Annotated in this window: 25 protein-coding genes; 12 read left to right on the top strand and 13 right to left on the bottom strand. The window is 44.7% G+C overall.

Annotation, left to right across the window (positions count from 1 at the left end; translation table 11 throughout):
- Nucleotides 1-10 precede the first annotated feature (10 nt).
- The 3 genes from sbcB to R7Z41_RS00360 all read right to left on the bottom strand — a co-directional run bounded on the left by sbcB (nucleotide 11) and on the right by R7Z41_RS00360 (nucleotide 3,853).
- Nucleotides 11-1,432 carry an exodeoxyribonuclease I gene (gene sbcB, locus R7Z41_RS00370; protein WP_225477408.1) on the bottom strand — a complete coding sequence of 474 codons (1,422 nt, stop codon included), beginning with the start codon at nucleotides 1,430-1,432 and terminating at the stop codon, nucleotides 11-13.
- 157 nt (nucleotides 1,433-1,589) lie between these two features.
- Nucleotides 1,590-2,963, bottom strand: a complete 1,374-nt coding sequence (locus R7Z41_RS00365; RefSeq protein ID WP_025766775.1) for an L-cystine transporter — start codon at nucleotides 2,961-2,963, stop codon at nucleotides 1,590-1,592.
- Between the two features lie 200 nt (nucleotides 2,964-3,163).
- A complete protein-coding gene (locus tag R7Z41_RS00360) occupies nucleotides 3,164-3,853 on the bottom strand; it encodes an NAD(P)H-binding protein (RefSeq protein ID WP_053350419.1) in 690 nt (229 codons plus the stop codon).
- A gap of 249 nt (nucleotides 3,854-4,102) precedes the next feature.
- Between R7Z41_RS00360 and cobT the strand changes: the two genes are divergently transcribed.
- The 8 genes from cobT to btuD all read left to right on the top strand — a co-directional run bounded on the left by cobT (nucleotide 4,103) and on the right by btuD (nucleotide 12,168).
- Entirely contained in the window at nucleotides 4,103-5,146 is a 1,044-nt protein-coding gene (cobT, locus tag R7Z41_RS00355; protein ID WP_085569560.1) for a nicotinate-nucleotide--dimethylbenzimidazole phosphoribosyltransferase, read from the top strand.
- Between the two features lie 29 nt (nucleotides 5,147-5,175).
- Nucleotides 5,176-5,952: an adenosylcobinamide-GDP ribazoletransferase gene (locus R7Z41_RS00350; protein WP_206970134.1), complete on the top strand. Its 777-nt coding sequence runs from the start codon at nucleotides 5,176-5,178 to the stop codon at nucleotides 5,950-5,952.
- Nucleotides 5,949-6,482 carry a bifunctional adenosylcobinamide kinase/adenosylcobinamide-phosphate guanylyltransferase gene (gene cobU, locus R7Z41_RS00345; protein ID WP_171342706.1) on the top strand — a complete coding sequence of 178 codons (534 nt, stop codon included), beginning with the start codon at nucleotides 5,949-5,951 and terminating at the stop codon, nucleotides 6,480-6,482. The genes R7Z41_RS00350 and cobU overlap by 4 nt, the downstream gene beginning before the upstream one ends.
- An 11-nt stretch (nucleotides 6,483-6,493) precedes the next feature.
- Nucleotides 6,494-7,108: an alpha-ribazole phosphatase gene (gene cobC, locus R7Z41_RS00340; protein WP_206969979.1), complete on the top strand. Its 615-nt coding sequence runs from the start codon at nucleotides 6,494-6,496 to the stop codon at nucleotides 7,106-7,108.
- A gap of 128 nt (nucleotides 7,109-7,236) precedes the next feature.
- Nucleotides 7,237-9,033, top strand: a complete 1,797-nt coding sequence (locus R7Z41_RS00335; protein ID WP_206969981.1) for a M3 family oligoendopeptidase — start codon at nucleotides 7,237-7,239, stop codon at nucleotides 9,031-9,033.
- Nucleotides 9,034-9,307: 274 nt separating this feature from the next.
- Nucleotides 9,308-10,336 carry a succinylglutamate desuccinylase gene (locus R7Z41_RS00330; protein WP_005377878.1) on the top strand — a complete coding sequence of 343 codons (1,029 nt, stop codon included), beginning with the start codon at nucleotides 9,308-9,310 and terminating at the stop codon, nucleotides 10,334-10,336.
- 82 nt (nucleotides 10,337-10,418) lie between these two features.
- Nucleotides 10,419-11,414, top strand: coding sequence for a vitamin B12 ABC transporter permease BtuC (btuC, locus tag R7Z41_RS00325; RefSeq protein ID WP_042521936.1), 996 nt, complete (start codon nucleotides 10,419-10,421; stop codon nucleotides 11,412-11,414).
- Nucleotides 11,401-12,168, top strand: a complete 768-nt coding sequence (gene btuD / locus R7Z41_RS00320) for a vitamin B12 ABC transporter ATP-binding protein BtuD (protein ID WP_017820884.1) — start codon at nucleotides 11,401-11,403, stop codon at nucleotides 12,166-12,168. The genes btuC and btuD overlap by 14 nt, the downstream gene beginning before the upstream one ends.
- A 68-nt stretch (nucleotides 12,169-12,236) precedes the next feature.
- On the opposite strand, the gene R7Z41_RS00315 is transcribed toward btuD, so the two are convergent.
- From R7Z41_RS00315 to R7Z41_RS00305, 3 genes are all read right to left on the bottom strand, one after another.
- Complete coding sequence (locus R7Z41_RS00315; protein WP_005377875.1) at nucleotides 12,237-12,812, bottom strand: nucleoside triphosphate pyrophosphohydrolase family protein; 576 nt, start codon at nucleotides 12,810-12,812, stop codon at nucleotides 12,237-12,239.
- Between the two features lie 110 nt (nucleotides 12,813-12,922).
- On the bottom strand, nucleotides 12,923-13,495 hold the full coding sequence (locus tag R7Z41_RS00310; protein ID WP_206969989.1) for a DUF1415 domain-containing protein: 573 nt from the start codon (nucleotides 13,493-13,495) through the stop codon (nucleotides 12,923-12,925).
- Between the two features lie 89 nt (nucleotides 13,496-13,584).
- A complete protein-coding gene (locus R7Z41_RS00305; RefSeq protein ID WP_047100700.1) occupies nucleotides 13,585-14,808 on the bottom strand; it encodes an MFS transporter in 1,224 nt (407 codons plus the stop codon).
- A gap of 106 nt (nucleotides 14,809-14,914) precedes the next feature.
- On the opposite strand from R7Z41_RS00305, the gene R7Z41_RS00300 reads away from it, so the two are divergent.
- Nucleotides 14,915-15,784 carry a LysR family transcriptional regulator gene (locus R7Z41_RS00300; RefSeq protein ID WP_005389786.1) on the top strand — a complete coding sequence of 290 codons (870 nt, stop codon included), beginning with the start codon at nucleotides 14,915-14,917 and terminating at the stop codon, nucleotides 15,782-15,784.
- A 27-nt stretch (nucleotides 15,785-15,811) separates the two neighbouring features.
- Here R7Z41_RS00300 and R7Z41_RS00295 read toward each other — a convergent pair whose 3' ends face one another.
- Nucleotides 15,812-16,042, bottom strand: a complete 231-nt coding sequence (locus R7Z41_RS00295; protein ID WP_005377871.1) for a glutaredoxin family protein — start codon at nucleotides 16,040-16,042, stop codon at nucleotides 15,812-15,814.
- Nucleotides 16,043-16,180: 138 nt separating this feature from the next.
- Here R7Z41_RS00295 and R7Z41_RS00290 point away from each other — a divergent pair, with 138 nt between their 5' ends.
- Both R7Z41_RS00290 and rlmF read left to right on the top strand, forming a co-directional pair.
- Nucleotides 16,181-16,696 carry a M48 family metallopeptidase gene (locus R7Z41_RS00290; protein ID WP_054574069.1) on the top strand — a complete coding sequence of 172 codons (516 nt, stop codon included), beginning with the start codon at nucleotides 16,181-16,183 and terminating at the stop codon, nucleotides 16,694-16,696.
- Nucleotides 16,683-17,810 carry a 23S rRNA (adenine(1618)-N(6))-methyltransferase RlmF gene (gene rlmF / locus R7Z41_RS00285; RefSeq protein WP_206969993.1) on the top strand — a complete coding sequence of 376 codons (1,128 nt, stop codon included), beginning with the start codon at nucleotides 16,683-16,685 and terminating at the stop codon, nucleotides 17,808-17,810. The genes R7Z41_RS00290 and rlmF overlap by 14 nt, the downstream gene beginning before the upstream one ends.
- 71 nt (nucleotides 17,811-17,881) lie before the next feature.
- Here the strand turns inward: rlmF and R7Z41_RS00280 are convergent, their stop codons facing one another.
- From R7Z41_RS00280 to R7Z41_RS00255, 6 genes are all read right to left on the bottom strand, one after another.
- A complete protein-coding gene (locus tag R7Z41_RS00280) occupies nucleotides 17,882-18,289 on the bottom strand; it encodes a hypothetical protein (protein WP_242532841.1) in 408 nt (135 codons plus the stop codon).
- Entirely contained in the window at nucleotides 18,273-19,868 is a 1,596-nt protein-coding gene (locus R7Z41_RS00275) for a S41 family peptidase (RefSeq protein WP_042521927.1), read from the bottom strand. Before R7Z41_RS00275 ends, R7Z41_RS00280 begins: the two co-directional genes overlap by 17 nt.
- Nucleotides 19,869-20,233: 365 nt before the next feature.
- Nucleotides 20,234-20,998 carry a hypothetical protein gene (locus R7Z41_RS00270; protein ID WP_005377865.1) on the bottom strand — a complete coding sequence of 255 codons (765 nt, stop codon included), beginning with the start codon at nucleotides 20,996-20,998 and terminating at the stop codon, nucleotides 20,234-20,236.
- Between the two features lie 30 nt (nucleotides 20,999-21,028).
- Complete coding sequence (locus R7Z41_RS00265; RefSeq protein ID WP_005377862.1) at nucleotides 21,029-21,703, bottom strand: GntR family transcriptional regulator; 675 nt, start codon at nucleotides 21,701-21,703, stop codon at nucleotides 21,029-21,031.
- A gap of 152 nt (nucleotides 21,704-21,855) precedes the next feature.
- Nucleotides 21,856-23,388, bottom strand: coding sequence for an aldehyde dehydrogenase (NADP(+)) (locus tag R7Z41_RS00260; protein ID WP_170890648.1), 1,533 nt, complete (start codon nucleotides 23,386-23,388; stop codon nucleotides 21,856-21,858).
- A gap of 21 nt (nucleotides 23,389-23,409) precedes the next feature.
- Nucleotides 23,410-24,411: a 4-hydroxyproline epimerase gene (locus tag R7Z41_RS00255; RefSeq protein WP_182016180.1), complete on the bottom strand. Its 1,002-nt coding sequence runs from the start codon at nucleotides 24,409-24,411 to the stop codon at nucleotides 23,410-23,412.
- Between the two features lie 109 nt (nucleotides 24,412-24,520).
- Here R7Z41_RS00255 and R7Z41_RS00250 point away from each other — a divergent pair, with 109 nt between their 5' ends.
- A complete protein-coding gene (locus R7Z41_RS00250) occupies nucleotides 24,521-25,777 on the top strand; it encodes an NAD(P)/FAD-dependent oxidoreductase (protein WP_182016181.1) in 1,257 nt (418 codons plus the stop codon).
- The last annotated feature ends 73 nt before the right edge of the window (nucleotides 25,778-25,850 follow it).

The following is a 25,850-nucleotide window of genomic DNA, read 5'->3' as shown; positions in this document are numbered from 1 at the left end:
TTAGGAGGAGTTAGGAAGCTAAGCTCTCTACATAACGGTACACGGATTTTAATATCGCAATCTTCTTTTCGTCACTTTCATGTTCGTGAACTAAGTTTTCTAAATTCAGCATGTACTCTTCAATTTGGCTTTCAAACACTTCTCGACAGTGTAGTGCCCAGCGTCTTTGTTCTTGCTCGTCTAATGTGCCTGGGAAGTTACGCGCACGATAGCGGAACAATAGAGGTTTAATGCGCTTGTCATCAAATTCAATGTCTAATGCAGCAAGATTATTCGGATCGGTTTCGCGAATGATATCCATAGCTGCGCGATCGGCTGGAGAAAAGAACCCGTCGTAAAGTTGTGTATCGACGTCATCACTTTTATCGAATTTGCGCTCGACTGAAAAGAGGCTAATCAGCTTTTCTCTAATTTCAGGATGTTGGCGCAACAAAGCGAGATTGGCGAGACATTGTTGGCGATCAATGCCAATAGACTCTGCATTTTCAGCCGTTAACGTTTTTGCAGGGGCGAGAATAGGGCATTTGTTCAAATGAACTAGTTTAACTGGCACTGGTAGCAATTCACCAAGATCTTCGCGCTTCGTGTAGAGTCTTTCGTGCAGCTCTTCTGCGGATAGCTCAAGAATAGGTTGAGGGTCTTTCGCTAAATCGATGGTGATAACGGCGTTATTATTGGTTGGATGCCAAGCAACAGGCACAATCCAGCTAGTGTACTGGCATTCGCGCCCTAGCATGCCTGAAACGTGCATCAACGGTGTCATGTTGACGATGTCGACTAAATCATTGAGCTTGCGCTTTTGGCGCATAGAAAAAAAGTAATCAAACAATTTTGGTTGCGCTGCTTTTACTTTCTTTGCTATTTCGATAGTCGCAACCACATCTGCCATGGCATCGTGCGCGTTACTATGTTCTATGCCGTTAGCCACGGACAAATGTTCTAATTTAAAGCTAGTGAAGCCATCTTCGTTTTCTGGCCATTCTACGCCTTCTGGGCGAAGGGCATGGCAAGCGCGTAGTACATCGAGTAAATCCCAACGTGAGTTACCGTTTTGCCAACTCCATGCGTATGGATCGATAAAGTTGCGATAACAAGTATAACGGGTCACTTCGTCATCAAAGCGAATGCTGTTGTAGCCTAAACTGGTGGTATTTGGTCTCGCGAGTTCAGCGTGAATCTTAGCGATAAACTCTGGCTCAGAAAGGCCTTCTTGAACCGTTTTTTGCGGAGTAATACCAGTAATAAGTGCAGCTTCAGGAGACGGAAGATAATCAGCCGGTGGTTGACAGTACATGACTAAAGGCTCGCCGATGATATTAAAGTTTTCATCTGTACGAACACCAGCAAACTGGCTTGGGCGATCTTTCGCGGGGTTGGTTCCCCATGTCTCATAATCAAAGAAGAAAAAAGTGGGCTGATTATCTTGGTGCATTCTGCTTACCGTTTACAAAACCGATGACAGTATTAGACCATTCAACGCCTTGACTAGCAACGAAAGATGCAAGTTGAATTTTTGAAAATGAAAAAAGCCGATGGCGAACCATCGGCTTGATATTTTACGTTTTATCGCTTTGGAAGGAATTTGAGTTCTATGCTCGTGTTTCTTCCAATGTTGCTTCACTTTCTGGTGACTTCAGCACTCGGCTAGCAATTGTACCCGCAGTCATTGAGCCTGAAACGTTTAGTGCGGTACGTGCCATGTCAATCAGTGGTTCAATAGAGATAAGCAGTGCCGCGATGGTCACAGGTAAGCCCATTGCAGGAAGAACAATCAAGGCTGCAAACGTCGCACCGCCGCCGACACCTGCAATACCAAATGAGCTGATGGTGATAATCGCAATCAATGACAGGATAAAGTGTAGATCAAGTGGGTTGATGCCCATTGTTGGAGCTACCATCACTGCCAGCATTGCAGGATAGATACCCGCACAGCCGTTTTGGCCGATAGTGGCACCAAACGATGCTGATAGGTTTGCAATCGCTGGTGGTACGTTAAGCTTGGTGATTTGCGCTTCTACGTTTAGTGGAATTGTTGCTGCTGAGCTACGAGATGTAAACGCGAAGGTCAGTACAGGCCAGATTTTCTTAAAGTATTCCGCAGGGCTAACGCCAACAAAAGAGACCAATACGCCATGAACAACAAACATCAGTGCGATAGCAACATAAGACGCCACAATAAAGCCAAGTAGGTTTAGGATGTCGCCTGCGCTTGATGTCGCTACCACTTTTGCCATCAGTGCTGCGATGCCGTATGGCGTTAGGGCCATGATCATCTTCACTAATCGCATAACGATAGATTGAGCAGCTTCTACGAAAGTACGAATCGGTGATTCCAACTCTGCTTTTTCTATCATCACTTTACGAGCGGCGATACCAGTTAACACGCCGAAAATCACAACAGCGATAATCGATGTCGAGCGAGCACCTGTTAGATCAGCAAATGGGTTGGTTGGAATGAAGCTAACTAGCATTTGAGGAATAGTTAAGTCACTTACTGTACCGGCACGGCTTTCTAAAACGGCGATACGAGCGGTTTCACGCGCACCTTCAGTTAACCCTTCTGCTGACAGGCCAAATGTCGTTGTCACCAAAATACCGATAAGTGCAGCAATTGCAGTCGTTACTAGAAGAACAGAGATGGTCAGGCCAGAAATTTTACCTAATGATCCACCTTTCTCCAATTTAACAACTGCAGAGATCATCGATACCAACACCAGTGGCATGATGACCATTTTCAGTAGACCAACGTAGCCACTGCCTACAATGCCTACCCATTCAAGTGTTTGAGCAATTGCGCTGTTACCTTCACCGTGAATGAGTTGCAAAGCAAGACCAAAAAGAGAACCGGTAACAAGACCGATCAAAACGAGACGTGAAAGAGTGTGTTTCTTTTGTTGTTGATTAAATAGAAAGAACAATATTCCAACAAAGACGGCTAGAGAGGCTATCACTGCAAAATTCATAATTTGACCTTATCAACCAACCTAAGTGGCGGTTGTTTTTTATACGGGGTTTTATACGGATTTATTTATGGAGCGTAAGATAACGCTCGTGATATAACTTTAAAAATGACAAACGGGTATTAGCTAGATCTAAAATGAATATAAAAACGAGATCTAAGTCGCGTGAGAGCGTGAATTAGCACATTAATTGTACAAAATGGTTATTCGTAGTGATGCAGTAAGTCACGCATTTCTTTCCTTTGTAAGTAAACCACCGAGTCTTCTTGATAACTGAAAAGTTGATAAATCATCGCTTTGGCGACATCTTCTGCTCGAATCGGTAAAAAGTTGGACAGTTTGCCAAGCATAAGTGGGCGAATTACCTTAAACAGAGTTTGTACTAACTTCTCGTCCATTCTTGGGTTTTGACGTTGACCAACAAGCGGGCCTGGTCGAACAAATACGATTTCCTCAAAATCCATAGCTTCGATTCGTTGTTCCATTTGTCCTTTACAAGCTAGGTAATGGGATGGCGATTTACTATTTGCACCGAGGCTAGAAACAACCGCAAGGCGTTTGACTCCGATTGTTTTCATCTGTTGGGCGACTTTGCACACCAGATCAACATCTACTCTACGCAAATTATCCTTACTACCAGCTTGCTTAAGGGTCGTACCTAAACAGATAAAGCCGATGGTTGGTGTTGGTTGGTTCTCATCCCATTGGTGGATAGAAAGGTCTGCATCAATGAGAGGAATAAGCTTGTTGTCCACATCTAGGACGCCATCGAGTGGGCGGCGAGAAAGATAATATAATGTTCCAACACCTGATTGATTTATGAGGTTTGCAATGACTTTTGAGCCTACTAAGCCAGTTGCACCGGCGATGATTGCGCAGGTGTTGTTATCCATATCTTTTCTCCTATATGGGAACATAGTCTAAGCTATTGTAGCGGATTTCAACGAGTTACTTATAATCTCGTGCAAGAAAGGTGAGACGCTCTGCGAACTCGGCAGACTATCCTGAGATAAACTTGATTAGCGCTGCCCCAATTGGATGCAAGTGTATACAATAGTGGGGCGCGCAAAAACTGTCGCTGAACAAGACCTCTTGAACAACAGAACATCTCTCACCCAGACAACATCAAAGGAACGTAAAAAATGGATGACTCTTTTGCTGCGGAGATACAAGCACGCATAGATAACAAAACCAAACCCGTCGGTTCTTTAGGCTTATTGGAAAAGGTGGCACTGCAGTTAGCTCTTATTCAAAGTCAGGATAAACCTCAGCCAGTTGATTCCATCGCTATCTGCAAACCGAGCATGCTGGTATTTGCTGGAGATCACGGCGTTGCAGAGGAGGGTGTGAGCATTGCGCCAAGCGAAGTCACTCAGCAAATGGTGGCTAACTTTCTCGCTGGCGGCGCAGCCATCAACTGTTTTTGCGACATTAATGGCATTCAACTCAAAGTAATAGATTGCGGCATGTTGGCTCCTATTGATGTGCTGGTTCCAGAATTTAAATCCCATCCCAACTTGGTTGAACAACGGTTGGGTAACGGCACGGCTAATTTTTCTAAACAATCCGCGATGTCCCCAGAACAAGTGGCGTTAGGTTTAGAGTATGGTGCGAAGATTGCTGAGCATACCATTTTGCATGGTTCAAACCTCTTGATGTTCGGCGAGATGGGCATCGGTAATACCAGTTCGGCCTCAGCACTGTTATCGGCGCTGAGCTCATTAGATATTGATTATTGTGTTGGCGTTGGCACCGGAATCAATCAACAGCAGTTGAGCCGCAAATATAAACTGGTAGCACAGGGGGTAAACCGATGTCGAGGTCTTGATACCAAAGCGATTCTCGCACAGGTTGGGGGCTTTGAAATCGTACAAATGGTGGGCGCTTTTTTAGAAGCCAAGCGGCTTAAAACTCCAGTTTTAGTGGATGGGTTTATCGTATCGGTAGCGGCTTATATTGCGACGTTGTTAGACGAAGAAACGCGTGAATACATGTTGTTTGCCCATCGCTCTGAAGAAAATGGACATAAATTTGTATTGGAACATCTTAAAGCAGAACCTCTGCTCGACCTTGGTTTACGGCTAGGGGAGGGAACAGGAGCCGCTCTTGCCTTACCCTTGTTAAAAGCTGCCGCCCAGTTTTACAACAAAATGGCGAGCTTCGAGAGTGCAGGAGTTACAGTTTAGTGTCAGTCCCTGATAATTCTGAGAACGTCATGCCGTCATCGTTAAGATACCAGTGGGAGTTATTTCTATTAGCTACCAGTTTTTTTAGCCGCTTACCCGTGCCCCAAGCGTTGCCTTACAGTGAAGAACGCATGAATCAGGCAGGCCGTTACTTCGCGTTAGTTGGTCTCGTGCTTGGAGCGCTTTGCGCTTTGGTATTTTCGCTCACCTCAATTCTCTTCCCAGAATCGGTTGCCATAGTATTAACGATGGTGTTTAGCTTATTGTTAACCGGGGCATTTCACGAAGACGGCTTGACCGATATGGCGGATGGCATTGGTGGTGGCATGACCGTAGAGCGACGCCTCTCTATTATGAAAGACAGTCGTATTGGCACTTATGGTGCCGCCACTCTCATTATGGCGTTATTGGCTAAGTATGTTTTTTGGAGTGAACTGGCTAACTTGCCGCACTTTTGGTTGGTCATTGTCGTCGCTTACACCGCAAGCCGAGCACTAGCAGCGACGCTTATTTATGACATGCCTTATGTCAGTGACAGTGATACGTCGAAAAGTAAACCGCTAGCAAGTCGCCAGTCTTCTCTAGAAGTCTCCATTTTGTTGTTTACTGGTGGTGTAACATTGCTTGTGCTTGGGATCACGTATGCGATCTTGATATCGCTTGTTCTCGTGGTATTTCGTTTGATGTTCAAACGTTGGTTAACCAAGAGAATTGGCGGCTTTACGGGGGATTGCCTTGGCGCAGCGCAACAGTTGTCGGAACTGCTTATTTATCTCACTATGATTGGGTTGTATCACTCCTCATGAAGCAATTGATACTCGGTGGCGCGCGCTCTGGGAAGTCGCATTTGGCAGAAAAAACAGCTAAGCAATTATCGGTCGCTTCTCATCGATCATTACACTATGTTGCAACCGCGCTGCCATTTGACCAAGAAATGCGAGAGCGAATAGCGCATCATCAAAAGCAACGCGGGGGCGAGTGGCAAGAGCATGAATGCCCCCTTCATTTATCTGAGTTACTGACAAATTTCGCTACCACCGATGTTGTATTGGTCGATTGTTTAACCTTGTGGCTCAACAATTGGATATTTGAGTTAGGTGATGAATGTTCCAATGAGAAGCTAGAAGCAGAAATTGAAAAGCTTATAAAGATGGTGCGTGGCTCAGATGCGACGTTAATATTCGTCTCTAACGAGGTTGGAATGGGCATTGTACCTTTGGGGGCGGTTAGTCGTTATTTTGTGGATAATGCAGGACGGATGAATCAAAAACTAGCCAGTGTTTGCCATCGCGTTACCTTTGTTGCTGCTGGTTTGCCGTTGGTTCTTAAAGAGTAGGATGGAACAAAATGAAAACACTCAATATCTATCTTGTGCGTCATGGAAAAGTAGACGCTCCACCAGGACTCCATGGCCAAACAGATGTAAAAGTTACGCCTGCTGATCAAGAGAGTATTGCTCGGGCTTGGGCTGAGAGTGGACGAGGTGTGGGTGGAATAGTTTCTTCTCCGCTTTCACGCTGTCAAGAACTGGCAAACATCATTGCTGAACAGCAATTATTACCAGTAATGACGGATGAATCTTTACAAGAGATGGCATTTGGTGATTTTGATGGTATGCCTTTTGATATGCTCACTGAGCAGTGGAAAAAGCTAGATGCTTTTTGGCAATCGCCAGCACAACATACGTTGCCGAATGCTGAGAGCTTAAGCACATTTTCTGAGCGCATATGTCGCGTTTGGTCTCAAATCATCAACGATATCAATGACAATCTCCTTATCGTCACGCATGGTGGCGTCATTCGTATGATTCTTGCTCATGTATTGGAGTTAGATTGGCGTAATCCAAAGTGGTATTCGACGTTGTCGATAGGAAACGCTTCTGTCACGCATATAACAATTACCATAGATGAGCAAATTTACGCCTCGGTGCGTTCGATTGGCGTACCTCTTTTAACTCGTTAATTTATAAATATTAAAATGCCCAGAACGATATTGCTTACGGGCATAGTCACGGAAGATGTCAGTGGAAGCCCATCTGCTAGGTGCAGGAAGCGAAAATTGACTCAGTTACATAAAAAGGAAATATAGAAATGACAACGCCGAGTTGGGATTTGTCCATCGTTTATAACGACCTTTCTGACCCACGAATTCAAGACGATATTGCTCTTGTAGAACAATGTATTGATCTTTTGAATAAACAATCAGCAGATTGTGGCAACGTAGAGATCATGCAAAATGCGATTTTGACCAATGAAGCTGCGAGTCGTTTAGCGGGCACAGTTGCAAATTTTGCGAGTTGTTATGCTTCTGTTGATGCAACAAACGCCGAAGCGAAATCGTTACTTGGTAAAATGACCCGCATCTTTTCGGAGCTTTCCCAAGCGTTCAGTCCCTTTGATTTGACATTAACTCATGCCGACGAAGAGTTTATCTTGCGCGTGTTAGACCATGAGAATCCTGATATCAGTGGGCAAGCTTTTTCTATCTTAAATTCTAGAAAGTTGGCGGATACTCGTCTTAGCAACGCAGAAGAACAGTTACTGGCTGCGATGAGTGTGGATGGCAAATCGGCTTGGGGTAACCTATACGATAACCTGACTGGCTCATTGAAAGTGAAGCTTGAGTACACAGATGGTAATAGTGAAGAGCTTGGGTTTTCTCAAGCGGCAAGCATTCTTTATGGTTCTGAATTCGAGCGTCAAGAAGCCGCGTGGCGTGGCGTACAAGATGCAATGCAAACGCACCAAGAATCATTCGCTGCGATTTTGAATGCGTTAGCAGGATGGCGCTTAACTGAAAACAAAAAGCGTTCTACGAAGCGTGAAGTTCACTTCCTAGAGCCGAGTTTGCATGGTAGCCGAATCCAAGCTGAAACTTTAAATGCGATGATGACCGTAGCCAAAGATAGTCGAGCTATTGGTCAGAAAGCAGGCTTATTGATGGCGCAAGTACATGGTCTGGATGAGATGAAACCTTGGAATCATCTGGCGGCTATGCCTGCTTTGAGCGGTGAAGCGAAGGTTTACGATTTTGATGAAGCGATTGATGTTATTTGTGAAGCATTTGAAACAGTAAACCCTGAGATGTCGGAGTTTGTCCGTTTGATGGTACAAAATGGTTGGATTGATGCCGCGCCAAATGCTAACAAGCGTCTTGGCGCATACTGCACCAAACTGCCAGCAACGCGAACACCACTTGTGTTTATGACTTGGAGTGGCAGCCGTTCAGACCTTATGACTCTGGCACATGAACTTGGCCATGCGTTCCATAACTGGGTTATTCGTGATTTGCCACTTTGCCAAACTTACTACCCAATGACGTTAGCAGAAACCGCCTCTATCTTTGCAGAAAACATCGTTCGTGATCATTTGATTTCGAAAGCGGAGAGCGTTGATGAAAAGCTCGAGATGTTGTGGGAAGAGTTGTCATCTGCGCTAGCTTTAATGACCAACATTCCGGTTCGCTACGAGTTTGAAAAATCGTTCTATGAACGCCGCCAGGATGGAGAGTTAACCGCAGATGAATTCTGTGAGTTGATGTCAGAAACTTGGAAAGAATGGTATGGCGACGTAATGAGCGAACCGGATCCGTACTTCTGGGCAAGCAAGCTGCACTTTTCTATTGATAGCGTGAGCTTTTATAACTACCCATACCTATTTGGTTTCTTGTTTAGCAAGGGTATCTATGCACAGCGAGAAAACAAAGGCGAAGCGTTTTACACCGATTACATCAATTTGCTGCGCGATACAGGCTGCATGATGGCGGAAGATGTCGTCGAAAAGCACCTGTCGATGGATTTAACCCAGCCAACGTTTTGGCAGCAGAGTGTTGAGCTAGTGCGTGAAAAAGTCGATGAGTTTGAGCGTTTGCTCGCACAGCGCGGCTAAGTTTTTCGCAGTGTTGATGCATAATCTGCTTTATAGCTACAAAAATTTGATCAAATCATAATGATCTTAATCAGGGCTGTGGTAAAGTTCACAGCCCTAACACTTTGTAATTGTTTGAAAATTAAACGCCTCAATGCTTGATTTGAGTGCCTGGCGCGAAAAGGCATCGGATTTTCGAGGGAAATAGTGATTTCTACTCATAAGTGAGATCGTAGCAACAAAAATCCTTTGTACAATTTATTAACATATCCGCCGTGCTATTAAGGAGTAACGCATGACGAAGTCTCTCTTTCGCCAATCGTTTTTAACTGACACGTTAGATGTTCATATTGATGTTGCACCAGCGGAGCAGGTGCTTTCTAACGGTGTAAAACTTAAACTCTATCAGCGTGGTGTATTAGAAGTAATCCCTGCGAATTATACTCAGGATACGAAGAACATCATCATCTCTTGTGGGGTTCACGGAGATGAAACCGCACCGATGGAGCTGGTGGATTCCATTATTCAAGACATAGAATCTGGGTTCCAGACGGTCGATACCCGTTGTCTGTTCATTATCGCTCACCCAGAGTCCACTCTGGCGCACACGCGATTCCTTGAAGAAAACCTCAACCGTTTGTTTGACGAAAAAGAACACAAACAGACAAAAGAGCTTGTTATCGCCGATACGCTTAAGCTGCTTGTTCGAGATTTTTATCAGGATACCGACCCGACAACACGCTGGCACCTTGATTTACACTGCGCGATTAGAGGCTCGAAGCACTATACGTTTGCAGTAAGTCCTAAGACTCGTCATCCTGTGCGCAGCAAAGCATTGATCGATTTCTTGGACAGTGCACACATTGAAGCAGTGCTCCTGTCAAACTCACCATCGAGCACGTTTAGCTGGTACAGTGCCGAGAACTTTGGTGCGCAGGCTCTCACAATGGAGCTTGGCCGTGTGGCTCGTATCGGTGAAAATGACCTCGATAAACTGACCGCGTTTGATTTGTCTTTACGTAATTTGATTGCGGAAACGAAGCCAGAACACTTACCAAAACCATGCATTAAGTATCGCGTAAGTCGCACAATCGTTCGTTTGAACGAAGACTTTGACTTTATGTTCGACGACAATGTTGAAAACTTCACCTCATTTGTTCACGGCGAAGTGTTTGGTCATGATGGCGACAAACCATTAATGGCGAAGAATGAAAACGAAGCGATTGTCTTCCCGAACCGCCACGTCGCAATAGGTCAACGTGCAGCTCTGATGGTTTGTGAAGTGAAAACCCGTTTTGAAGAGGGTGAGTTGGTTTACGATTAATCCAACATTGCTTTGAGAAGTTAATTGCAATTTACCGAGGCTTAACTGTAAGGTTAAGCCTCGTTTGTTTTTATCGGCCGCTATGGATTTTCAACAACTTATCCTGAACAAGGAACGACGCTGGCAACGTAACCTGATGGTTATGTCGATCGTGCTCGCTGTACTCTCTGCCATTCACTTGATGGTCGGAGAAATTTTCCTTTCTCCTTTTCAATCCTTATCTGCATTTGAACAGAAGTTATTGGTGGACTTGCGTTTACCGAGGTTAGTGTCTGCGGCAATTATTGGTGCTGCGTTAGCGGTATCTGGCGCGACGTTACAAGTGTTGCTTGGGAACGTGTTGGCTGAACCTGGCGTGCTTGGTATCTCTGGTGGCGCAAGCTTAGCAATGGTCTTAATCATGTTCGCGTCACCTGTTCTTCCTACCCCGATTGTTTTTATGTTGGCAGCGATTGCTGGCTCGATGGTATTCACGTTTGTTTTGGTGGCGATAGCAAGGGCAATGCACCTGACGACGGCTCGATTGCTTTTGGTTGGGGTCGCATTGGGTATTTTATCGAGCGCGATTGTGACGTGGGCATTTTACTTTAGTGATGATCTCAGTTTACGCCAACTGATGTATTGGTTAATGGGCAGTATTGGCGGTGCAAGTTGGTATCAACATACCGTTACTTTGGTGATGTTACCGGTGCTTATCTGGTTATGTTGTAAAGGCAAGTCGCTTGATAAATTGATGCTGGGTGAGATTCATGCGACCCAATTGGGTGTCGATGTGCATCAAATGCGTTGGAAATTGATCCTCGCCATTTCTGTTTTGGTGGGTAGCTCAGTCGCTTTGGGTGGCATCATCAGTTTTGTTGGTTTGGTGGTGCCGCACTTGTTGCGTTTGGCTTTTGGTACTGAAAACCGTTATTTATTGCCACTTTCTGCAATATCTGGTGCTGCGTTGCTTGTATTTGCTGACATCGGCGCAAGACTGTTATTGGACTCCGCAGAGTTACCTTTAGGTGTCATGACAACATCGATTGGCGCACCTATTTTCATCTGGATGCTGGTGAAGAGTCATGATGCACGTTAAACATATGTCGGTTGGTAGTCGATTATTGCCTCTTTCTTTTGAATGCAAAGCTGGCGAAATCGTACATATCGTTGGGCCTAATGGTTCCGGTAAGAGTACTTTATTGGCTGCGATTTCTGGTACGTTAAGTCACCGAGACGGTATGAGTGGTGAAGTGTACGTTGGCAACAAAAACTTGCTTACTTTACCGTTGTCAGAGCAAGCTCATGTTCGAGGTTATTTGTGTCAGCAATCGCGCCCAGCGTTTAATGTTGATGTGTTTCAGTATCTAGCACTATCTCTGCCTAGTGGCGCTGAGATTGCGGATATCAAAGTGCGTGATGCTGTCAATATGGTGGTGGAGCTGGTACAACTGCAAGATAAGCTTCATCGCAGTATTCAAACATTATCCGGTGGTGAGTGGCAGCGTGTCCGATTAGCAGGTGTATGTTTGCAGGTGTGGCGTACCATTAATCCTTTTTCGCAGTTTTTAATTTTGGATGAGCCAGCAGCACCGTTAGATATTGCGCAAGAGGGTCTGCTCTATCAATTGATTAACGCTATGGCGGCGCAGGGAATTGGAGTATTGGTTGCTAATCACGATCTCAATCGCACATTAAAGCACGCAGATAAAGTATTGCTGCTTAACAACGGTGTGCTGCACTCATCAGGAAGTGCCGATACTGTGCTAACGGAAGAAGCTCTCGGGGAAGTGTTCAATACTCAAGTCAAAAAGGTCATTGTAGATGAGCAACCTTATTTAATCTTTGATTAGTATTTAGGGACAATAAAAAACGACCTACTTGAGGTCGTTTTTTTAATCGAGATAGCCAAACTCAACGCTTATTGAGTTAACGGTTTTAGATCTGCTGGGCGGTAGTAAACAGATTTGAGTACTTTGCCTTTGCGAATGGTTTTACCTTCCGATACGAAATCTTCGGCGCATTTCGCGATGATGTATTCACCTTTCTGCACCGCCATCAACTTGATGCCTTGTTCCGCGTAGAATGCCTCTGTTTCTGAGTACTCTTGCTCGTTACGGCATACTTTGCTCATGTTGCTTGAGTGCACTTCATCCCAGCAAGGAATAAATTCAATACCACGGTTTACTGCAACGTTTAATAGAAGATCGATTAAGTAGCTGATCGCCAGGTTGTCTTCTACTTTGCTGTGGCCAAGATGAACGAGACGGCCCATTAATACATACACGCTGTCTACGATGGCATCTGCTTGCTCAGTTTTACAATCTGCTTCTGCTAGCTCTGTTAGCTCTTCGATCGCCAAAGAGGTGTGTAGTGTGTCTGCTTGCGTATCAAGGCTTGCAGCGTCTGCGACTGGTAAGTCGAACGTACTACGGAACTCGGTGATATCACGGTATAAGTGATCAAAAATCTCTTGGGTTAGCTTTGACAGTTGCATTCTAATTTCCATTGAATCGATTGAAGCGGCAATGATACCAAACCGCACTTTGAACCCCAAGGGCATTGCATCTAACTGGTGATAAATCTGCCTTTGGGGAATAGTGGTGCTTAACGAAATAGGTAAGGGAACAGCTTTTTACGTTCTTCCTCTGAAAGGGCGGAAACACGAGCGATGTTCGTATCGGGAATGGATTCAGGATCAGGATAGTGTTTTAGTACCTTTTCCATACTCTCTTCGCGAATCAAATGGAAGATTGGGTAAGGAGAACGATTGGTCAGGTTTTCGTCGTCTTCAGGCCTTGCGCCACCAAAACAGTAATCAGGATGGAAAGTCGCTACTTGGAAAATACCTTCCCAGTTTTGCTGCTTAATTAATCCTTCAACCCAATCTATGCAAAAGTTGTAGTCCCAGAAATCTTGTAGCATGTTGGGAACCACAACCAACGTGGTCTCAAGTTGTTCGGGCTCTGTGTTACTCAGCTCAATCAGTTGCAATAAAATATCTTCAAGAAGCGTTTCTTCTTGAGTCGCTTCACTAACAAAGATTTTGATTTGTTTATTACGTTGCGGCTTGGCAGCAAACGGACAAAGGTTGAGCCCGATTACCACATCGTTGAGCCATTGGTTGACCTGTTGAGTGATCGCTTCGATATCTGTGTTTTGTGTTGAACGCGTTGACATACGACTTTCTGGTTTTTATTAAAGTAGCGCAAGCATAGCAGAGTTGGTTATCCAAGTAACCAGAGAGGTATTACGCAAATGAGCGTACCTTAGCTACTCTTTAAACTCGCAGCGTCAGGTGTTTGGTCAGTATGCTTTCTTTCGGCAATGTGTTTCAAATACGCAATTGCAGCAAACATCGCTAGGTAGACTGCGCTTCCTCCCATAAGAACACTCGACCAACCACCATGTTGCCAACAATAAAGAAGTAAGAATCCTCCTAAGCTACCGCCTACGTAGTAGTGTACTAAGTAGAGCGCTGTCGCGGTGGCTTTGGCGCGAGTGGCGTTCTGACCGACCCAACCGTAGGCGAGGGTATGAGTAAAGAAGGCACCAAAACTTATCAGCAACAACCCAAATAGCATTGCAGTCAAGCTTTCAACCGCCGCAATCCACATCCCCGCCATGCTCACTATCGCGCCTAAGAACATACCGAGGATTGATGAATAACGTTTACTCCAGTGGCCTGCGCAACGAGAGGAGAAAGTCCCTCCCAAGTAACAAATAAAGATCAGTGAGGCCAACCCGACGGGCACATTGTGAGGTTCACTCACCAGACGGAAACCCATGACGGAGTAAAGGTTGACGAACAAAGCAAAGTTGAGTCCTCCTATCAGCATTGCGAACCACACGCGTTGGTTTTTAAAATGACCAATAAGCGCACGATTTTGATGGCGCAAGCTGCTTGATGACGGGGTGAAGTTGCGCTGTGTTGGCAATAAATAGTGAACGCCAATGACACCAAGAAGAGTGAACACCATCATAACTTCAATGGCGACATCAACACTGAAATTGTCCGCCAATAAGCCGCCGCTAATACGCCCTGCAATACCGCCTAATGAGTTAGCCGCAATGTACGTTCCAATTGCCATCGAGAAAGCGTGCTTGTCGAGCTCTTCTGCCATGTAAGCCACGGCGACTGCAGCAAAAGCTGCGAGCGCGACACCGATCAGTGCTCGACATACCACCAAAAACAGAAATGAGTCACCAAATAGCATCAAAGCGGAAAGGGTAGGAATCGAAAACAGACCAGCCATCATGACTGGTTTTCGTCCCACTGATTCTGATAACACAGCCATTGGAACGAGGCTAAAAGAGAGAGCGAGTGTTGAGGCCGCAAATAACCAGTTCACTTGCGTTTCTGAGATCGTAAAAATTTGGGCAAAAGTGGGCAGCATTGGCTGTAGTAGGTATAAATTTGAAAAAACCAAGAAGGAACCAAGCGCTAGCGAGAGCGTAATGCGTTTGTATTCCGGTGTGCCAAAACTGACCATGAATCCTGCCTAATGTGAGCAAATGGAGAGACTGTGATCAATCTATCAGTTCGTTATAAATTAAAAAAATATATTAAAAATATGGACACCATATATTTTTGATCTAATGGAATCGAAACAACTTAAACATTTTCTGGCGGTCGCTGAACACGGAAACATTACCCATGCGGCGAAAGCCCTGCATATTGCCCAGCCCGCATTAAGCATTTCTATCAAAAAGTTTGAGCAGTCTTTGGGCGTTACCCTATTTCGCCGTGATGATAAAAAAATCAGCTTAACGAAAGAGGGCGAAACGTTATTTGTACATGCTAAGCGGGTGATTCAACAGTTGCACGACGCGCAGCTCGCGATTGATGAGTTGAAAGGTTTAGCGAAAGGCGAAGTAAGGCTCGGAACGCCATCAATGATGGGCAGTTATTTCTTTCCACGAATTGTGATGGCGTTTAAAAGCCAATTCCCTGAGTTAAAATTGACCTTGGTCGAAGCTGGAACTCAATCGATTCGTCGTATGCTGCTCAATGGTCAACTCGATATTGGTGTGATCAGTTGTGATAATGTGCCTGATGATCTAGAAACTGACCATTTGTTTACTAGCCAAATGGTCGCAGTTGTTTCACCTGAGCATGAGTTAGCCCAGCGACACGCTCTTACTTTTGATGAGTTCTTTGAACACGATTTGGTTATGTTTCAGCATGGCTATTTTCACCGCGAATTTTTGGATCAGGTGAGTGAGGAGCATGGGTTTACCATGAAGTCATCATTCGAGACCAACTTACTGCCTTTGATTTTGAGTATTGTAAAACAAGAGTTTGCGATTACCGCGTTACTGGAATTGGTGACTCAACATGAGTCGGGCGTTGTTGGCTTACCGTTTGAACCACCAGTTACGCTGGATCTGGCACTTGCTTGGCGCAAGCAGGGGTATTTATCAATAGCAGATCGAACGTTTATCGACTTTATCAAGCGCTACGTTTAAACGCAGCGCAGATTCATCGTCCGAGCACTAGTCGCCTTTGTACATCTTCTCGAAGTTCTTTGGGTTCCAGCCAATCATTACCCGATCACCAATTTTTAAAACTGGCACTGAACGAGCACCAAGCGCATCAAGTTCTTTGCGACCGCGTTGCATCTTAGCATTGCACAAACGATAGTTAATATTTTTCGAATCCAGATAACGTTGAGCATCTTTGCAGTGAGGGCATTTGTCTTTGACGTAAAGGACGACACGTTTCATTGAGTTTCTCTCCATTATCATTGGGAGGCGAAGTTTAACGGCCTTTCACCATAAATGAAAGGCGAAAGCTAAGGTGAAACTGTCCTTTATCTCAGGTATATTGAGCGCCTTTATTTTGTCATAACAGACGTTAACTCTATGCATCCGTCACTTCGATACATTCAAGGCTACCCACAAAACATCGTAGAGCAGGTGAGCTCATTGATAACGAGTGGCAAGTTTGTTCCTTGGTTCGAAAAGCGTTATCCCGATAGGCACCAAATCAAAAGCGAAAGGGCGCTCTATGAGTACGCCATGGCAATCAAAAACTGCTACATGAAGAAAGCCGCGCCAATCAGTAAAGTTGTCTACGATAAGAAAATTCATGCGGTAAACAATGCGCTTGGTTTGCACAGTGTTATCAGTAGAAACCATGGCGGTAAGCTGAAGTCGAAAAACGAGATTCGCATTGCCAATGTATTTAAGGATGCGCCCGAGCCACTATTAAGAATGCTGGTGGTACATGAGTTGGCGCATACTCGTGAGAAAAACCACGACAAGGCGTTCTATCAGCTATGTTGCTACATGGAGCCTGAGTATCACCAACTCGAATTTGATGCTCGTTTGTTTATGATTTACCTCGATTTAAAAGCGAATTTGAATGAAGAACAATAATCACAACGCGAAGCAAGCAAAGCCAAAGGCTTCAAAGGCGGCTCAGAATACAGACGCGAATAAAGCCAAGCCGAAGCGTGTTAAAGACAAAGTTGCGCGCAAATCTCCGCAGCCTGCAGGAAAGAGCGAAGTCGAGTTCATAAAAATAGCGAAGAATGGTTTGCATGAGCGTAATGTTCATCGAGGTCGTTACGATTTTAAAAAACTCGTGGAAAGTGAACCACAGTTAAAGCCATTCGTTATCAAAAATCCGAAAGGGGAAGACTCCATAAACTTCTCTGATCCTAACGCTGTTAAAATGCTCAATAAAGCATTGCTTGCTGCGTATTATGGTATCAAGTTCTGGGACATTCCCGACACCTACCTTTGCCCACCGATTCCGGGCCGCGCTGATTACATTCACCGAGTGGCAGAGCTACTTGATGGTGAAGTAAAAGGTCAGTACACGCACCAAAAAGTGAAAGCGTTGGACATTGGCGTGGGAGCAAACTGTATTTATCCGATTGTTGGTGTAACAAAATACGGTTGGCACTATACGGGCAGCGATGTCGATCCAAAATCCATCCAATCGGCTCAAACGATCGTAGAGCACAATCGTGTTTTGACGGGAAAAATTGCACTAATACAGCAACACAATGATGCCAATATTTATCGAGGTATCATTCAACCGAATGATCGTTATGATGTGACGACATGTAATCCGCCATTCCACCGTTCGGCGGAAGATGCCGCTATGGGCAGCCAGCGTAAAATCGATAATCTAAAAGCAAACCAGCGTAAGAAAGGGCTAAAACCTCAAACCGCACAAGTAAAGACAAGTAAGCCTGCGTTGAATTTTGGCGGTCAAAACGCTGAATTGTGGTGTGAAGGCGGAGAAGCGGCGTTTATCCGAAAAATGGCGAATGAAAGCCAAGCTTTTGCCGCACAGGTCTTGTGGTTTACGACACTTATATCCAAAAAAGACAACGTTCGCCCGATGCGCAAGCAGCTTGAAAAATTGGGTGTGAAGGCCATTCGTGTGGTTGAAATGAGTCAAGGGCAGAAAGTGAGCCGCTTTGTAGCTTGGTCATACATGGATAAGCAACAGCGCAAAGCATGGATTGAACTAAAGTAACGTTGACCGTTTCACACTGAACAATAAAGTAGAAAGCCCGCTGATATCAGCGGGCTTCTATTTTGGGAGATCTAAAACTTAATGATGGGCTCACAATCTAGTGAACTGAGAGAGACAAAAGTATCTGTTTTGGCATAGTACAAGCCACAGGTTTCACCTCTTATCTGCAACGTATATTGGTCTGGAAGATCCGTATAGCTGCCATCCAGCAGTTGATTGTTGTTACCTTTTACTCGTCCTTTTTCAATCAACAAATGCGGTGAGGATTCAAATACGTTATTTGCGATTCTAGGTGCTGGTGTCCCTTGGATTTCTGCGATCGCGTTTTGAATCTCTATGACTGTTTCCGGAGAGTTCTTTTTACTCAATGCTTCAACGGGTTCTTGTGACATAGCTTGGCATCCAATCAAAGAAATCGAAGTGCCTAAGAAAAGCGCAACCCGAATCAGCATTCGTAAAAAGTTAGTTGATCTCAACATGAATTGCCTCTGTTCGTAGCGGAGAGCGAAGATCGCTTAACTCCGGAGATGAAATGTTACGCGGCATGGCGTTGAAACTTGAAGGGGATACTGGCGGACAGGTTCCTGTTTCCATGTAGTTTAGCGCCGCAGAAAGCATACCTTCAGATGGATCGCCTAATGGTTTTGTTAGGTCGTCATTGACCCAGCAACCTTCCACTCTATTGTCTAAGCCTAGCTCGGTATTGATTTGGCTCTTTGGAGTAGGAATAAAACCATCAGCGAAGTCGCCAAATTTTTTCTCGTTCGCCGACTTGAACTGAATAGTGTAGTACATAGTGCCGCAGTTTTGTTCTGGTGAGAACCCGTACGGTTTACCTGTGGTTGTTGAACCTATTTGGATAACCTCCACATCAATGCCGCGCAAAGCGTTGATTAGCAGTTCACTTGAGGAAGCCGTGCCTCCTGAAGTCAGCACATATACGCGCTTTTTGTTCAGTGTCGGAAGCACTTGATCCGAATATTTCTGTGCTGCCCAGTCTATTGCTAGATTCGTAAAGCGATAGATGTTATCCCCATCTTTAATGGTACGCATCACTTTGTCATTATGAATCAACTCACTGAAGACTCGGTTCTGACCAGCACCGCTTAGCATGTAGCCTACTTGCGAGGACTGAAGGACTAAGCCACCGCCGTTGTAACGTAAATCAACGACGATCTCGTCAACATTCTCTGCTGAGAGCGTACTGAACGCCTCAATAAGCGGGGCTTGAGCGCTTGGTTCAAAGGAGTTGTATTGCAGATAGCCGATCCGCATACCATTTTGTGTAATCACTTTGGCATTTTTAACTGGAGAGGTCATGACATCAGAGGCGGTAAGCGTCACGGTTTTCTCTAGACCGCCAACACTCTCAAATGTGAAGGTGTAATCTTGATTGATGTCAGGGTTAAAGAGCGTTTTATTAATAAAATCAATGTCGGACTGACTACCGGTGTTAACCACATCAATATTATTGATTTTCAGAAGCTTATCACCACGAGCAATGCCGCTTCTATCAGCTGGCGAGGCTTCTTCAGTGTAGGAAATACGAACGTCTCGAGGTTGTACGCCACGTAGGAATGCCCAGTTAAAACCAAATCCAGCAACTAAACCGGATTGCGATGATTTCATATCATCCTCATAAGGGACGGTAAAATGGAAGCGATCTTTTGGTTTACCCGTCGCGGTAGTAGCAGAGGTGACCAGCGTATTGAAGTAATCAGTAACAGTTTTGTAGTTTGCTGGATTATTATCAGGAACCTCGTCATACCATAGATACGTTTCGTTAGTAAAAGCTCTTAAAAAGAGTTTTTCGTGTAATGCAGAGCCCAATTTATCTGGATAGGCGGCATAGTTGTCATATGGGTCCAGTCCGACGCGGGGCGTTTCACATTGGTTGATAAACGTTTTCGACGGTTGGCTAAAATCATGAACTTTCCACGTTGGACCGTTTGCACTGCTAGTGGACGGAGTAGGTGATGAGCTATCACCGCCACCACCGCCACAGCCTTGTAATAATGCGAGAGTGACTGCCGTTGCTAAAGAATACTTAAATTTCACTTTTCTATGTCCTTATAAATAATAGAATTATAATTATGTGTTTTGCTTTTGTTTTTATTAGCTAGGTGAATGTATTAATTTAATTTGTTCGTCTGCAAATTTATAGTTAAATAGTGTGAGGTAAATAACGTAAAAAAGTTGTCTTTTATACTTAAGCTAAATTAGTCATTACTTAAGTTTTCTGTCTATTTCAAAAGAGCTAACAAGACAATTAATAAGTGTGAAATTAAGACAAGTTCTTAGTTGACTAAGCGACGCTTGCTAAATAAAAAATCAGAATTAGATTCAGGAAACGCTTTGAATCAATAGTTTGGTAGGGATATATGATGTTATCTCGGGGGTGTTTGATTTATTTATCTGATGCTTTAACTTAATTTAGTGAGTTGAGCGACGTGCTTTAATAAGCTTCCGTCAATGTTAGGTAAATCATCAGCGAAAAATATCTGAGCACCGGGAGTGCAGCGCATTAATATATTTGTTAGTTCACCTTCATTGTTGGAAGTGTTAACTGCGTTAAGTTTCGCTAATTTATTACAAAGCTCGTCCTCTATTTGCACTTTCTGCTCTTCGGTGAGCCTAATGCGACCTATACATACGCCTGGGTTGATATCATGAGAAAGCGAATCTTGTTGAAATCGCTCTTTGAATAAGGTGTCTAATGCCGTACCTTCTTCCATAATAAATCGACGACCAGAACGGTAAAACAAGCCGTCTCCGAAGTTTTCGACATATCCTAGAATTTCCGCGATACGCAAATAGAATCGTAAGCTTGTATCAGAAAGTCCGTAAGTTTGGGCTATCTCTTGCGGTTTAATATCACGAGAAGTCAGCATATAAATAAAATCAAGTAAATAAGGATGCTCAACGAAAAGGGCGCTCTCTTCATCTGTTAGCATTTGCTCGTTTTGGTGCTGAAGCTCGTTGGCTAAGGTTGCGAGTTCGATGAGATCGGTATTCAGGTAGTTCAGATAAATAAGTACTTTATCCAAACCTAAAGCTGGATTATGTAGGTGGCGTTTAATACTAGATAAAGGGATGCCACTTTTCTCTGACAAGGAATTGTAGCAAAGCCCTTCTTCTTTAATCTTTTGTCGTAGCGCTGCAAGTAAAAACTTTGGTCCAACATTCATCCTTGAATATCACCTTATTCGTTATTCCGTTTACTGGCTGATATTTTGCCTTTCAAGCAGCAGGTTTCGAATCGCTGTGCCTGCTTCTAGAATGTGCTTTTTCAGTAGGTACTTGGCGCCTTCGATATCGCGATTTTGGCACATTTCAAACAAGCTTAAGTGCTCTTCTTCTGCCTTTTTAATGCCTGTAGTAAACAATAGCTGCATGCGTATGTATCGGTCACACTTTGTGTTCAGGTTGTAAATGACGTCCATAGTTTCAGGCATGTTGGCTGGCGCATATAGGGCTTTGTGGAACTCGTAGTTGTAGTTGCTCCATTCTTCTACTTCGTCGCCACTGTTCACTACTGACTCGAAACGTTCGCGAACTTCGCGCGCGCGTTCAAGGTCAGCGTCTGTCATATTTTGAATCGCGCGCTCTAAAATGTGGCATTCCACGACAGCGCGCAGTTCAAATAGCTCATTGATTTTCTCTGGAGATAGCTCAGTGACCGTCGCACCTTTGTGAGGTTCAAAGCTAACGAGTCCTTGTGCTTCCAATTGAACTAACGCTTCACGTACAGGAATTCGGCTAACATTAAACTCTTTTGCTAACGCATCTTGACGTAAAGGTTGACCAGTTTTTAACTCGCCCTTCAAGATCTGAGTTCGAATTGCTTCCTCAACGAGCTGAGTGCGCGTTTTAAAAACAGGTTTCTGTGACATTGAAGTCTCCCGTGAAATTAATATTGTATCCAATCCATTTTACTTTAGTAGTTTATTGTTTTTCTGGCACAAACCAACTAGGAAAGAAGGTTTTGAGAAGTAGAGTGAAATAAAAGGCATCAGTTGATGCCTTTTTGAGCCATTTGGTGGGCTTATTGGGACACACTGCCATCTATGGCGCGTTGAATACCCAGTGGGTTCGACGCTTTTAATGAATCCGGCAATAAAGATTCTGGCAAAGCTTGATAAGCGACCGGACGCAACCAACGATGAATAGCCTCCGCACCGACAGATGTTGAGGCAGAATTGGTTGAAGCCGGATATGGTCCACCATGAACCATAGCGTAACCAACCTCGACGCCAGTTGGCCAACCGTTGAATACAATTCGTCCGGCGATTTCTTCCAAACTTGGAAGCAGTTGCTTGGCTTGTTCTTCGTCTTCAGCGGTAGCGTGAAGGGTTACGGTGAGCGATCCAGTCAGTGAATCACTCAGTTTCAACATGTCATCGAAATCTTCACAGATTACGATTAACGATTGAGGACCAAATATTTCTTCCTCCCATTGCGGGTTTTCACGCCAGTTTTTACTGTCCGTCACGAACAGTGCTGGTGAGACATTGGTCGTTTCTGCTTGTTCAGAACGAGTGACGTTAATACCTGTTTCGGAAGCTCGCTTATCCACTTCGGATTCATATGTTTCTCGGATTCCTTGCGTTAGCAAAGTGGCCGTTGATTGTTGTCGAATTAACCCTTGAGCGGTTTCGATAAAGGCTTGCGTTTCTGGGCTATTCAAGACAAATACAACGCCTGGTTTTGTACAAAATTGTCCACAGCCCAAAGTCATAGAAGCCACAAACTCTTCAGCCAATGAGGCGTTTGCTCGTATGGCTGAAGGGAGAATAAATGTTGGGTTAATCGCCCCTAGTTCACCATAGAAGGGGATTGGCTCTGGTCTTTGCTGAGCTAGATTGAACAGCGCACGGCCACCACCGACGGAGCCTGTAAACCCAACCCCTTTAATTTTTGGATGGGTAACGAGTGCTTGGCCAAGTGCGCGTTTGTTGCCTTGCAATAGCGTGAAGATGGCTTGCGGTAAGCACTCCTTCTCCAGTGCAGCCTCAATACACTCTGCAACAAGTTGACTGGTGCCAGGGTGGGCGGTATGGCCTTTTACAATCACAGGACAGCCAGCTGCCAGTGCCGAAGCCGTATCACCACCTGCCGTAGAAAATGCGAGCGGAAAATTAGACGCACCAAACACGGCGACAGGGCCAATTGCGATTTGTTGACGGCGAATATCTGGTTTTGGCAGTGGTTGACGGTTTGGGTTTGGCGTATCGAAAATTGCTTGATGGTGATTACCCGATCTCACAACCTCGGCAAATAGTCTTAATTGGCTCGCGGTACGTCCTATTTCACCGCTTAAACGTGCTTCGGGAAGGGCAGTTTCTAAATGAGCACGAGCAACGATTTCTTCACTCTTCACTTCCAATTCAGAGGCGATAGAGCAAAGTAAGCTCGCTCGCTTTGCATTACTTAGTTGGCGAAACTCACGCGCAACGCTTTGGGCGGCTGAGGCGGCTTGATTAACTTCTTGCTCTCCATGTACCGGAAACGCTGTGGGTAGAGGCTCACCAGTAAAGGCGTTGACTGCGTAAAAAGTGGTTGGTTCTTGTGGGTTCATCATTCTTCCTTACTATCCTTATTACTTCACTTCAAATCCGTACGCATATGGGTCTTCATCGTCTACCCATATCGTGTTGTGACCGTATACTTGTGCCCATCCTTCAATGCTTGGCAAAATAGCCGCTTTGCCATTCACTTCGGTAATGCCTTCTATACGTCCTTGAAATAGGCTGCCGATGATACTTTCGTGAACAAAGTCTTCCCCTTGATTGAGTTTGCCTCTTGCATGCCATTGCGCCATACGTGCACTTGTTCCCGTACCACATGGCGAACGATCCAACGCTTTGTCGCCGTAAAACACAGCATTTCGGGCGGTGGCGTTTTCTTGAGTGGGCTCACCGGTCCATAGCACATGAGAAACACCGCATACTGTTGGATCTTCTGGATGTACGCATTCAACCGCTCGAGATACCGCTTCGCGAACTTTTGGTGAAAGCATCAATATTTCATCTGGAGAGTAGTGTTCAAGTCCGGCGTAGTTTTCTTGAGGATCGACGATTACGTAATAGTTTCCGCCATAAGCAACATCGACAGTGAGCTCACCTAAGCCCTCTATGTCCACGGTTACGTCTTGGTGGGCAAGGTAAGCTGGTACGTTAAATATCATCACCGACGTTACCTTGTCACCTTTTATTTGGTAGTGCACTTCGATTTGTCCTGCTGGGACATCAAGTATCAAACGTCCTTCTTTTTTGGGAGTGATAAGGCGGTTCTCGATAGCGGTAGTGACGGTTCCAATGGTGCCGTGGCCACACATTGGTAAGCAGCCACTGGTTTCAATAAACAGAATTGAAGCGTCTGCGTTATCGCTGCAAGGAGGCAAGACAACTGACCCCGACATCATTGAGTGTCCGCGAGGCTCAAACATGAGTGCCTGACGAATCCAATCATAATGCTCAAGAAAGTATTGGCGCTTTTCGCTCATGGTATTGCCTTCGAGTGGAGGCACACCGCCTGCGACCAGCCTAACTGGGTTGCCGCAGGTGTGGGCATCAATACAGAAAAAAGTTCCTTGTCTCATTTTTCGCTCCTTGCTGAAAAAATGGTTGAATTAAACAATAGTGATGTTAACGTAATGTAAAATATATTGTATACAATCTACGTTTTCAAGTGTGACTCGGAGCATATTTATGTTGGTCAAGGATGAAACCAAAAAGGAAAGGATCGCCGTGATAGGTGCGGGGATTATTGGCTTATCAATTGGATTGAAGTTGCAGCAGCAAGGTTATCAAGTCACGATTTTTGATCCCAATGGCGTGGGGAATGGATGCTCTAAGGGAAATGCAGGTCATATCGCCACTGAGCAAATCTTCCCTCTTGCAACGCCAGCGCTGCTTCCACAATTACCTAAAATGCTGCTAGATTCCAAAAGTCCGGTTTCGATCCGTTGGCAAGATATTCCAAATACAATCGGGTGGATGATTCGTTTTCTATTACAAACAAAGCCATCAGCCGCGGAGCGGGCAAAAAACGCGATTAAGAGTCTTAACGAGCGGTCAGTGGCAAGTTGGCGTGGCGTGCTTGATTCAATCGGAAAAGCACATCTAATAAAAATGAATGGTTCATTGCTCACTTTTGAAAACGAGAAACTGTTTCAGAATTATCAAAGCACGCTTAACTCACTGGCTAAAAACGGTGTGGCGTATCAAGTTTGGACACAAGAGGCGATTCGAGAGCGGATACCTGATCTCAGCCATAAGGTTCGTGTCGGCGTCTTTTTTCCCGATACAGGTCATACGCTAGACCCTTATCAGCTCTGTGTTGAGCTAAGTGAAGCTTTTGAAGTTCTTGGCGGTAAGGTTTTACAAAACGGTGTATCTGCGTTGGCGAAAAATGGCGAGGTGCTGGTTGAGTCTCAAACGTATTCATTTGACCGAATCATTGTTGCCGCTGGTGTACATTCTAAGCCTTTGATACGGCAGCTAACCGGAGTCAAAGTGCCTATTCAAGCCGAGCGAGGTTATCACCTAATGGTGGACGACAAGCATGATGTACTGCCATTTCCTATTAGCTCTGCCGATAGAAAATTCATCATGACTCCGATGTCTGGTGGGCTACGCTTGGCAGGCACTGTTGAGTATGCCGATGTAGAGTCACCACCCAATATGAAACGTTCAGAAATGCTTTTTAAGTTAGGTGATGAGATGTTTGAATCGGGGTTACATCCACTCAAGCAAGGAGAAAAGTGGATGGGTAATCGGCCTTCAACAGTCGACTCGTTACCGGTTATTGATAGCATTTGGGATGGAAATGTATTACTGGCATTTGGCCACCAACACCTTGGATTAACTCAAGCGGCGATTACGGCAGATCTCCTTTTAGAGCTTATCGAAGGAAAGCCGACATCGATTGATCTTTCACCTTTTTCACTACAACGATTCGCCTGAAAAATTTAATATTAAATATTGTATAAAATATATTAAATGCTAATGTTAACTTAATTTTAACAAAGATGGTGTC

The sequence above is a fragment of the Vibrio sp. 1457 genome (assembly GCF_033340195.1).
Lineage (GTDB): Bacteria > Pseudomonadota > Gammaproteobacteria > Enterobacterales > Vibrionaceae > Vibrio > Vibrio alginolyticus.
Note: the sequence above shows the minus strand (reverse complement) of the source record. Positions and strands in the feature narration are given on the sequence as shown.